Raw genomic sequence first — 3,682 nt, forward strand, 5'->3', positions numbered from 1 at the left:
TCCGAGGGCTATTTTTATTCCTCAAAACGCGGAAATGCTCCATCGGGTCAAAGAAATTGAACCACGATTATTTCAACAAGATGGAGAATTTTATCTCATTCAGCGGGAACGTGAAGTATATAGGGAGTACAGAGAAAACTCGGGTCAGAATACTATCAAATTATATGTTGATATGCTCAAGGTGTATCGGGTCAAGAAATTGTCTGTTCCTAGTCGGCCAAGCGAGCCATGGCAAATTGATAGTTTGGAGGAAAGGCCCGTTTACGGTGGACGGATGATTTATGTATGCTCGAAGCCAGGAGTCGCCCGGCAAATATTGTTGGCGTATGGTGACGGCGGGCTAGGAAATGATTTTGAGGGAAGTGTTTGGTGGTTTAGTGATATTAAAACACCGAATAAGATAATGCAAAAAATTATTAATCGTATAGAGCATAACGACAAAGGCGCACCAATAATCACTATTAAATTAAAGCGAACTCCATTTGCAGGGTTTAAGAAAGATGTATTATATAAGCGTTACAGTAAATATCATTGGACACTCACTAATCGTAATGGTCGTGAAGCCGGAAAATATGACTTATTACATAAGTAATTGTATTTCGTGAAAGAAATTTTGGTAGAAGTTTTAAGACTTCATTGGAATTGAGTTCAGCGATAAATAGAAACAACAATTGATATGTACGATGATGAGTTGACGTGGGGAGAATTAGGACAAAACTTTTAAGCACAAAGTAATTACTTGTAATTATTTTGTGAGTATGAGAAAATCATGTCGAGGTGATAACATGGATATTACAAAGACAAGAAAACAAGGAAATGCAGTTATGGTAACTGTTCCTAAGTCATTCAATGTTGGAGAAGGAGTAACATTACACCCAAGGTTAACTGATAAAGGAATTTTTTATGAGTTTGTTAACGAGGACGATTTCTTCGACTTTGACGAGGATATTCTTAAAGACTTAGTAAGTCAGGGCGTTGAAGGACAAGAACTGATCGATCGATTCAAGGAAATGAAGACAAATATTCCTGCTGCAATCGATAAATTAATTGGTGAAGCCGAGGAAGAAACTTCAAAAACTCACTCTATGAGCAGAGAGGAGTTCGAAAAAGAAATTGGCTTATAATATTAACCCCTCAAAACGAGTAATCAAATATCTGAGAAAAATAAAAAATAGACAGCTCAAAGAGAAATTTACTAATGCTATTTATGACACGATAGCGAATGATCCGTATGTAGGAAATGAAAAACATGGTGATCTGAAATCGTATTTCGCTTATGGATTTAAGTATGATCGTGTTGATTATAGGATTGCTTATACCATTAACGACAATGACGAAATAGTAATTGTAGTATTAGCAGGGCCACATGAGAAATTCTACGAGGATCTAAAGAGAATAGTTAATTAGTAAAACGAAGGTTTAACAATTGAATATTAGCAGGATGGCGTCGTGAAGTGATATTCACGGCGTTTTTATAATAATTATCAGAAAAAAGAAATTATTCATCAAAAAGAGTAGAGGAGACGAAAGTATGTCTGAGCAGGTTAAAAATAGACAGCGAGAAATTTTGGAAGAAATTAGTGACACTATTATTTACAAACTTGGGGTATACCGTGAACGAGAGGGTTATAAATCTGTTAAAGATCTTTACGATAACTTCATCGTTGAGTCTGGTTATAATGTTTCCCTATCGACTTTTCGCCGATGGTATAACGGTAGTCAAATTGTGAGTGCTTCAGCGGTTACTGCATTATGTGAGTATTTAGGGCTTCGAGCTAAAAGGGTCGAGCAAGTTGCTATTCGCACCGTCGAGAAGAAAATTTCATAGTTTCTTTAATTTAGAATTTATTTTTGCCAGGAGGAATTTATCATGTGGTCAGAATTTAAATTAATGGAAGTCGCTAGTAGGGTTTTCGGGTCAATTTGTAATCAAATTAATCAGCAAGGTTATATCGAAAATCGTAGCGGCGCCAAGTATTTCACAATTATTGCTCCTTGTGGCGGTAAACGATGCTACGAAGTTAATCTCGAATGGCTGGAAAATATTGTTGATGGTTGGAATGAAGAACGTGCTAAGTGGGAAATGGCAAAAGACATTGTGGGCCAACTTTCATTTGCCTCTTTTGGAAGTACACCGTTGTTGGAATTAACCGATGAGGATCGAGTTTTCTTCGATGGGCTAACTGATAAATTATTTAGTGTCATTGCATAGGAGAAAAATATGTGGTTTGGAATTATTGATATTATTGCTTTTGTTGTTATTATCGTAGGCGTCATTATTGAACACCGAAACGCTGTAGTTGAAGAAAAGAAATATCAGGGGAAGCATTCTAACGGTGCTTCCTTTTGATTATGGAGGAAAATAATCATGAGTAAGGAATATTATTGTCAAGGCGATGTGTTGTATTTTGATTTTGGTGCCCTGGAGGGAAATGAAATCGGGGGTATTCGGCCAGCAGTAGTATTATCTACGAATGCCTACAATAAGCACACACAGTCATTAATTGTGCTGCCAGTTACTACTCGGGGCACTAATTTTAACTGTTATGTACCTTTGTACGGGTATAAGAATGTTCATGGACGAGTTAATACAGCACAGATCTACAGTTTTTCGACAGATCGAGCAAGGTCGCTGCCTATTGATCATCTGACCTTTGAGGATTTTCGTCGTATTCGTTTGAAGACAATGGAGAATATATTGTAATAGGTTAGCGCATGAAGAAATTTACTTACTTTTCGTGCTCATGAAAAACTAATCCTATGTAAGAATTAATTATGGTAAACTTGTAACTGGTTTCACAACGACGGAACCAACCAACGCAATTTGCTACGCTGATTGGCCTCGTCGTTGTCGTTTATAATGATGATGTCTTTGGAGGAGATTATATGATGAAGAAATTATTGCAAATGATGCTAGTCGCAGCAACTCTGGCCTTAGCAATAGCCTGTACGCCCTTAACCAGTCATGCGATGAAGCAAGGTGATTTAGCTGGCAAGGTGTATTTAATGCGTACACCCCGCACTAGAGATGGTCATGCCACTATGTATTTGTTTAATGGAAATGGTAGGAAATACTACACGTGTTATGTTCAAATTAATAATGATGGGCAAATAAAAAGTATGCCTGTTTCTCGTGACATTTTCAACGAGGCTATTGATAGCAAGAAGGGATATTACAAACATAAGGCTGATCTAAATTCAGTAAAAGATGATGGCCTACGGATAAGGCACCGGGATGGGAAGGATGAAATCTATATGCCAACTGCTCAGGAATGGGGAACTATAAGTGGAGATACAAGCGAGTTTTACATTAGTCGGCCTGGTAGTAATCAATCCGTTTCTGAAACATTTACACTTGCACCTATTCAATATAAATTTAAGTGGTAATACGCGTAAAATGACAGTTTTATAAAGAAAATTTCGATGGTAAAATAAAAAAGTGCACTGGCTACCACCAATGCACCAAGTAACATCTAGGAGCTGATCCCCTTGAGGGTGTACTCTGTTGCGCTTGGCTGGTGGTGTATTGCCGTACACCAGAACAAGAGCGCTACGCTAAGCTATCAGCCTAATTGTTGAAGTAATATAACTTCCATACGGCTATATTATAGCATGGTTTAGCGACTTGAGCGACCGTTCAGCATTAATGTTGAGCGGTTTTTCTGTTTATTAGAGACAAACG

Annotated in this window: 8 protein-coding genes; all 8 read left to right on the forward strand. The window is 37.6% G+C overall.

Annotated elements, in window-relative coordinates; genetic code table 11:
- Nucleotides 1–592: hypothetical protein (locus HMPREF0494_RS09400; RefSeq protein WP_007124722.1), on the forward strand; the 592-nt coding region annotated here is incomplete at its 5' end.
- Nucleotides 593–785: 193 nt separating this feature from the next.
- Nucleotides 786–1,124: a hypothetical protein gene (locus tag HMPREF0494_RS09405; RefSeq protein ID WP_007124723.1), complete on the forward strand. Its 339-nt coding sequence runs from the start codon at nucleotides 786–788 to the stop codon at nucleotides 1,122–1,124.
- The gene (locus HMPREF0494_RS09410; RefSeq protein ID WP_007124724.1) at nucleotides 1,114–1,407 is read left to right on the forward strand and encodes a type II toxin-antitoxin system RelE/ParE family toxin; all 294 of its coding nucleotides are present in this window, start codon (nucleotides 1,114–1,116) and stop codon (nucleotides 1,405–1,407) included. Before HMPREF0494_RS09405 ends, HMPREF0494_RS09410 begins: the two co-directional genes overlap by 11 nt.
- Nucleotides 1,408–1,531: 124 nt before the next feature.
- Nucleotides 1,532–1,828, forward strand: a complete 297-nt coding sequence (locus HMPREF0494_RS09415) for a transcriptional regulator (RefSeq protein ID WP_007124725.1) — start codon at nucleotides 1,532–1,534, stop codon at nucleotides 1,826–1,828.
- Nucleotides 1,829–1,870: 42 nt separating this feature from the next.
- Nucleotides 1,871–2,212, forward strand: coding sequence for a hypothetical protein (locus HMPREF0494_RS09420; protein ID WP_007124726.1), 342 nt, complete (start codon nucleotides 1,871–1,873; stop codon nucleotides 2,210–2,212).
- Nucleotides 2,213–2,221: 9 nt separating this feature from the next.
- Nucleotides 2,222–2,350, forward strand: a complete 129-nt coding sequence (locus HMPREF0494_RS11745; protein ID WP_007124727.1) for a hypothetical protein — start codon at nucleotides 2,222–2,224, stop codon at nucleotides 2,348–2,350.
- A gap of 18 nt (nucleotides 2,351–2,368) precedes the next feature.
- On the forward strand, nucleotides 2,369–2,704 hold the full coding sequence (locus HMPREF0494_RS09425) for a type II toxin-antitoxin system PemK/MazF family toxin (protein WP_007124728.1): 336 nt from the start codon (nucleotides 2,369–2,371) through the stop codon (nucleotides 2,702–2,704).
- Between the two features lie 182 nt (nucleotides 2,705–2,886).
- Nucleotides 2,887–3,387 (forward strand): hypothetical protein, encoded by a 501-nt coding sequence (locus HMPREF0494_RS09430; RefSeq protein WP_007124729.1) that lies wholly within the window; start codon nucleotides 2,887–2,889, stop codon nucleotides 3,385–3,387.
- Nucleotides 3,388–3,682 lie beyond the last annotated feature (295 nt).

The organism is Limosilactobacillus antri DSM 16041, from assembly GCF_000160835.1.
GTDB classification, from domain to species: Bacteria; Bacillota; Bacilli; order Lactobacillales; family Lactobacillaceae; genus Limosilactobacillus; species Limosilactobacillus antri.